Below are 6510 nucleotides of genomic sequence, written 5' to 3'. Positions count from 1 at the left end.
GGGATCTCCGACGATGCCTTTGGCGGGGAACTTGGCTTCGTCGGTAAAGGTGATGTAGCGCGCGAGTTCCTGGGCGCGTTCCTCGATCTCCGCCTTGGCCGCAGCGCCCAGCATGCCTTTGCCCTCGCTCTTGAGCTGGCGCACGGTGTAGATGGCATAGACCAGCCGGTTTTCGAAGCCCATCTGGTGCTCGTTGGTCAGATTCGGCAGGATGTCGCTCGTGGGCAGCAGGTGCAGGCTGAGGTCGGAGAACTGCCCGGGATTCACGGAGGTGATCTCGTTTTTCCCGTTGTTCGGGATGCCCATGACGTTCGCCTTGTTGTTGGCGATGTTGTGCTGGCCGGTGAGATGCCAGCCGCCGAAGCGATCCTCCAGCGGGATCTGGTGCCCCTGCACATCCCGGCGGAATGTTTCCAAGCTGGACCCAGCACGCGAGACGAGCAGGGACTCCGCGATCAATCCCGGCAGCCGCCGTGTGGCATTGCCCGCATGGCAGTTCATGCATTTGGTTGAGCGCGCCACATTGGGCACCGGGCCGCCGGGGCGCAGGCGGTCAAAGACGTAGAACATGGGGCCCATCTCAGGGTCTGCGGCGATGATTTCCACCAGCCCGCCGGGCACCCAGCCGAGGTAGGTGTCTTCGTTGAAGTAGAGAGCACGCGGGTTGCGCGGATTGATGATCTCGCTTTGAAGTGAACTCGCGGAGAACACCATGATCTGCGAGCTGACGGGGATGTTCAGCGCCTCCAGCAGGCTGGTGAGGAAGGCCTTGTCATTCGTGGTGTCCAGCTTCACGCCGCCTTTTTGCGCCTTCTCCAGAAACTCGGCAAAGCGGTCCTTCGGCTTCCATTCGAGGTAAGAATGCGGTGGCCCTTTGAAATCGATGACGCGTGGCTCCTTCGTCTCCGCTGCCGAGGCGGCGGAGATTGACAAAAACATCAGCATCGTCAGGGATTGGGAACGCATCGTGCTCTAATACGCTTGCGAAGTTACCCAAATCGCACCAGACAGCCACCAAACATTGTCATTCTGGCAATCCTCCACCGCCCATGCCCACCATTCAGCCACGCCGTGCCGGCATTTTGATCCCCGTTTTTGCCCTGCGCACTCCTGAGGATCTCGGCATTGGCGACATCGGCGGGGTGCGGCAGTTGATCGACTGGTCTGCGGATGCGGGCATCGGCTTTGTGCAATTTCTGCCCATCAACGCCACCGGCAGCGACAGCAGCCCCTACAACGCCATCAGCTCCGTCGCGCTGGATTACCTCACGCTGGATCTCTCCCCGGCGGTGGTGCCTGAGCTGGATGAAAAATTCTACAACGCCATCACCGGCATCCTGCGGGCCGATCTGCTGCGGCATGGCTCGGTGAACTATCCCAAGGTGCGACGCCTGAAAAACACGCTGCTTCGCCGTGCATTCAGCCAGATCGAAGGCCAGCCCGAGCGCATGGCCCAATTTGAGGTTTTTTGCGAGAAGGAGGCGGCATGGCTGGATGACTTCTGCCTCTTCAAAGTCCTCATGGAAGAGCATGGGCATGAAGACTGGGCGAACTGGCGCGAAGACCTGAACACCGCCGCCAAAGCCCACGCCTGGCGTGATACGCAGGGCGATGAGATCGACGACCGCATTCTCTTCCATGCCTACGTACAATGGCTCTGCTTCAGCCAGTGGGGGGAACTCCGTGCCTATGCCAATGGGAAGGGCGTCAAGCTCATGGGGGATATTCCCTTCGGCATCTCCTGGTGCAGCGCCGATGTGTTCTTCAAGCCGGAGCAGTTTGATCTCTCTTGGTGCGGCGGCGCTCCGCCGGAGACCTATTTCAAGGACGACTACTTCGTCCAGCGCTGGGGCCAGAACTGGGGCATCCCGCACTACCGCTGGGACGTCATGGAGCAGGGCGGCTTTCAGTGGTGGCGGCAGCGCACGCAGAAGCTGACGGAGGTCTTTGACATCTTCCGCATCGATCACGTGCTGGGCTTCTACCGCATCTACAGCTTCCCGTGGCGGCCCACTCGCAATGCGGAATTCTGCTATCTCACTGATGAGGAAGCGAAAGCCCTCACCGGCGGTCGTTTGCCGCACTTCATCGAAAACGACGACGACACGCCCGAGCACAAGGCCGCCAATCTTGCCAATGGTGACAAATACCTGCGCATGATCCTCGATGCCGCTGCCGGCAAAGCCGAGGTGGTGGCCGAAGATCTGGGCACCGTGCCTGACTACGTGCGCCCGCATCTGCTCAGCCTCGACATCCCCGGCTTCAAAGTCAGCCAGTGGGAGCACAATGAGCTGGGCCGCGTCGTCATGGGCAGCACCTATGACAACTGCGCCTTCACCACCTACGCCACGCATGATCATGAGCCGATGCGTACGCACTGGGAGCACCGCCGCCGCGATGCCGCCAGCAGCGATGAAGCCGAGCGCGATCTGGGTTACAAGGAGCTGGGCGATCTCGCCGAGTTTGCCGGCCTGCGCTTTTCCTCCGAAGGCTGGCCTGAATACGATGCGCACATCCGTCACGCCCTGCTGGAGGCCCTGCTCACCAGCAACGCGCGTTATGCCGCCTTCATGCTCACGGACCTCTATGGCCTGGAAGACCGCTTCAATGTCCCCGGCATCGCCGCCGACAGCAACTGGAGCGCCCGCCTGCCGATGACGGTCGCGGAACTGCGCAACGCCTCCCCCTGGAAAGAAGAAGGCGAGTGGCTCAAAAAGGCGATCAAGAGCACGGGGCGCTAAAAGTAGCCCAGTTGCGCCGCTACTGGTTCCGGAAAGCACTCCAGTTGCGCCGCAACTGGTCAACTTTGCTTCGCGAACAACCTACGGCAGCGCCCACGCCCCACGCAGCGCGGCATAGTCCGCTTTTGGCAGCAGGACGTAATGCGGTGAAGCGGTGGGATCGATCCAGCGCAGGAGGCGGGTCAGATCTCCCTCGGCCATGGTGGTGCAGCCGGCGCTGGGCTTGTCGGGGCCGCGACGCACATGAAAGAAAATCGCGCTGCCATAGCCCGGGGCGGAGGGCTGCTGATTGTGGCGGATTTCGAGCATCCACTTGTAGGCGGCATCTCCCAGGCGCATTTTTTGTTTCTCAAACCACGGTGGGATGCCCTGGCGGGGATCAATGCGGATATGGCGGTTGTAATACTGGGGCAGGGTCGAATCATCGACGTAGGCGTCCCATGGGCCGACCTGGATGTAGGGCCAGCGGGCGCCGCCGGGCGGGGTGGGGGCATAGCCAAACAGCGAGCCAAGCTGGAACACACCAGCGGGTGCTTTCCAGTCCTTCTCCACCTTGGCGGGAATGCCGTTCCGTGGGGGATTGAAGACGCCACGTCCCCAGGCCAGTCCTTTTCTGCCCAGCAAAACCGGTACGGGCTTTTCAAAGACAGCCTGCCAGGGAGCCCCGGCGGAGGCGCGCTGGTAGCACTGCATGCTGGCGGTATTTGAATTCCAGGTGGCTGCCTGGGTGACGATGACCTGGCGCACCCCGCGACCTAGCTGTGCGTGAGACTCTGAAGGGCACAGGGCGGAAATGCCGATGGCCAGTAGAGCGAGAAGACCTGCCTTTTTTCGATGAAGAACTTTTTGGTATTGCATGGCGAAGCTGTTTCCGAATATATTCATTAAATCAACCCTGCCGGGTTAATTGGATTCAGGTTTTGGGGGTTTTTTTCCTGAGCTCCGAGTTCCGGCAGGGTTGTTTTTTTGCCTGCGGGCGGGCACTGGGTGAATCTAGCGCATTGATTCGTGGCCAAGGCATACTAAAGATGGCCTCCATGAACTTTCGGTGCTTTTCAGTCATTCTCGGAGTCGCAGCCTGCCTCAACCTCACTTCGTGTGGAAATTCCTCGGTCATCAGTCTCGACTACGTGCCGCAGAACGGCCGGATGCTGCGGGGCACACCGGACTTTGCCGTCGGTGAGTTCAAGGACAAGCGCGGTGAGCAGGCCCAGACGCTCGGCCATGTGCGCCTGCCCATCGGCCCGTCGGTCGATACCATTCAAACCCGCCTGCCGGTCAGCGATGTCGTGCGCAATGCCTTTGGCTACGCGCTGGAGTCGCGAGGCATGCTGGCCACAGAGGTGAAGGGCCGCTTTATCCTCACCGGGGAAATCCAGGATCTGCGCTCGCAGCTTCTCGTGCATCCTTATGGCTATGCGCGCATCCGCGTGAACGTCGTGGAAGCCACGTCTGGCCGGGTTCTTTTCACGCATGTCTATGAAGGTGAGCGCCAGAGCAATGCCTTCCGTCCCGGCAGCGGCTCGCCCGTGCCCGTCCTGCGTGAGCTGACCTCCCGCGCGCTGCAGGACTGCGTGGATCGCGCCCTGGATGACACCCGCATGCGTCAGCAGATCGGTGCGGGTGTGGACAATCGCCCGCGCTACACGCCGGGCATGCTGTAGGAAACGGAGGGGGATCATCTTGATCTCCTGGTACAGCGCCGATGGATGTGGCGTCACCGAAAAAGAAGGTCGCGTCTTACCGGCGCGGAACCGAGTGCGTTGGCGGGGCGTGGAGGGATCGGGACGATCCCTCTCCTACCAGAGCGTGAAATCTACCCAGCAAGCAAGTGTCAGATCAAGAGGACTTGTGCCTGGATCCGGCTCCTGCCTGTGTCTTCCTTGCCAGCTCTTGCTGCCTGCAGTCGTAGCAGCGCTTGGGTTGCTTGTAGGGGGATGCTTTCGAAATCTCGAAATAATGCTGCTGTGAACCTGCAGACCAAAAATCAGGTCTGCCGCAGTCGGTGCAGACAAACTCGATGTCTTGGTAGCAAACAGCCGGGATGCAAAGACCGGCCTTCGTCGAAAACTCAGGATCGATCGGAATGGCATCGTCAGGAATCTCCGACGCATTTTTGATGAATCCTCGTTCCAGCAGCATTTGAATCCGCCGTGGCCGGTCATCCAACACCTTGCGCAGGCGTTGATTGGACCGTGTTCGGCGGGCCTTGTCCATGATCCAACGCGGTTACTTCGCCAGCGCTTCCTTCAGCACACGTCCATCCGCGTCAGGGAAGGGGATGCCGAGGAGCTTGGCCATCGTGGGTGTCACGTCGATGTTCTTCATTTCATCGAGCTCCACGCCCTGCTTCACACCGGCGCCGCTGATGACAAAGCCGCCGTAGAGATTGGGGTCGAGCTGAAAGTGGCCATGGGCGCCTTTGGGAGGATCGTTTGGAATGATGACGTTGTTGTCAGCGAGGGAATCGGTGAAGGTGTAGCCGTCAGCAGCCAGCAGCACGAGGTCGGGTTCGCGGCCATCCTTGGCAGCGGTGAGGTGATGCAGCTTGGCATCGAAGTCCTTCGCCTCGACCACGCCCTCCACACCTTCCAGTTTTCCGAGCGTTGGCGTGATCTGTTTCAGAATGTTGTCACGATTGGCATCATCCAGCACATACACGAAGCACGAGCCGCCTTCGGCCATGGCGAAGACTTGGGAATCGGGTGCGAGGCTCTTGCCCAGCACGGCTTTGACGAAGCCATCCTTCCGCAGCGCGGCGTTGGCATTGATGGATTTGGTGTAGGTGACGAAGCCGTGATCGGTGGTGATGACGAAGGTCGTCTTGTCGCGGATGCCCGCCTCTTCCGTGGCACGCACGATGTCCGCCACGCGGTTGTCCGAATCATTTGCCGCCCAGTAGGCCTCCGAGACCTGACGGCCATGAGCATGCTCAAAGGAATCGAGGCTCACCAAGTGCAGCGCGAGGAAGTTCGGCTTGTGCTTTTTGATGATGTGCTGGGCAAGCTGCGAGTACATGTAGTCGCGCGGCGCCTTGCCGGGATTGCCCAGCTTGCACCACTCGTTCTGCTTCTCGATGGGGATGCCGGCGGCCCGTGCTTCCTCCAGCAGGGATGGCGTGCTGTATTTCTCGAAGAGCGCTTGATCAAACACATCCGGCACCGTCCAGTCCAGCGTTTTGGCTCCGCGCGAGGCGGGCCAGATCACCCCGGCGGTGGTCAAACCGGCGGCCTTGGCTGCGTCATAGATGGTGGGGGTCTTGACGATCTCGTCCTTGTTGAAAATCGGGTCAGGAATCAGCGGCACCTTCTTCCGCGTGGCACGGTCAAAGTACTCATTTGCCAGCACGCCGTGCTTCCCCGGATGCACGCCGGTGACCAGCGTCGTGTGGTTGGTCCACGTCACCGTGGGGAAGGAGCACTCCATGCGCTTCGCCCGCACGCCCTTGGCGGCCAGCGCCTTCACGGCGGGCATGTGGCATTTAGGATCATCAAAGTACTGGTGCGCCCAGCCATCAATGCTGATGAGGATGACGTGCTCCGCAGGGGCTGCGTGGGCCAAAGAGGCGGCGGTGATGAGAAGGGCGAGGGCGCGGTAAACCATAAAGAGGAAGCCTTACCTACGGGGTGTTGGCGTCAATCCTGTCTGCCAAGAGGAAGTATGAGGGGCTGCTGACTGGAAAGATCTTTTGAACCCATTGGAGATCCTGTCTGGGGGTGGTTTGGTATCACGGTATCAAACCCTATATATAGGGTTTGATACCGTGATA

At 60.3% G+C, this 6510-nt stretch carries 6 protein-coding genes; 2 read left to right on the top strand and 4 right to left on the bottom strand.

Annotated elements, in window-relative coordinates; all coding sequences use genetic code 11:
- Positions 1-966: hypothetical protein (locus tag ACIREA_RS23690; RefSeq protein WP_397384814.1), on the bottom strand; the 966-nt coding region annotated here is incomplete at its 3' end.
- 83 nt (positions 967-1049) lie between these two features.
- Here ACIREA_RS23690 and ACIREA_RS23685 point away from each other — a divergent pair.
- On the top strand, positions 1050-2741 hold the full coding sequence (locus ACIREA_RS23685; RefSeq protein WP_397384813.1) for a 4-alpha-glucanotransferase: 1692 nt from the start codon (positions 1050-1052) through the stop codon (positions 2739-2741).
- Positions 2742-2822: 81 nt separating this feature from the next.
- Here the strand turns inward: ACIREA_RS23685 and ACIREA_RS23680 are convergent, their stop codons facing one another.
- Positions 2823-3599, bottom strand: a complete 777-nt coding sequence (locus tag ACIREA_RS23680; protein WP_397384812.1) for a L,D-transpeptidase — start codon at positions 3597-3599, stop codon at positions 2823-2825.
- A 179-nt stretch (positions 3600-3778) separates the two neighbouring features.
- Here ACIREA_RS23680 and ACIREA_RS23675 point away from each other — a divergent pair, with 179 nt between their 5' ends.
- Entirely contained in the window at positions 3779-4405 is a 627-nt protein-coding gene (locus tag ACIREA_RS23675) for a hypothetical protein (protein WP_397384811.1), read from the top strand.
- A 175-nt stretch (positions 4406-4580) separates the two neighbouring features.
- On the opposite strand, the gene ACIREA_RS23670 is transcribed toward ACIREA_RS23675, so the two are convergent.
- Positions 4581-4958: a zinc-ribbon domain containing protein gene (locus tag ACIREA_RS23670; RefSeq protein ID WP_397384810.1), complete on the bottom strand. Its 378-nt coding sequence runs from the start codon at positions 4956-4958 to the stop codon at positions 4581-4583.
- A gap of 12 nt (positions 4959-4970) precedes the next feature.
- A complete protein-coding gene (locus tag ACIREA_RS23665; protein WP_397384809.1) occupies positions 4971-6344 on the bottom strand; it encodes an alkaline phosphatase family protein in 1374 nt (457 codons plus the stop codon).
- Positions 6345-6510: the final 166 nt, after the last annotated feature.

Origin of the sequence: Prosthecobacter sp., assembly GCF_044373815.1 — a bacterium.
Taxonomy (GTDB): Bacteria; Verrucomicrobiota; Verrucomicrobiia; order Verrucomicrobiales; family Verrucomicrobiaceae; genus Prosthecobacter.
The sequence above is the reverse complement of the archived record's forward strand: the minus strand, read 5'-3'. Positions and strand labels throughout refer to the sequence as shown.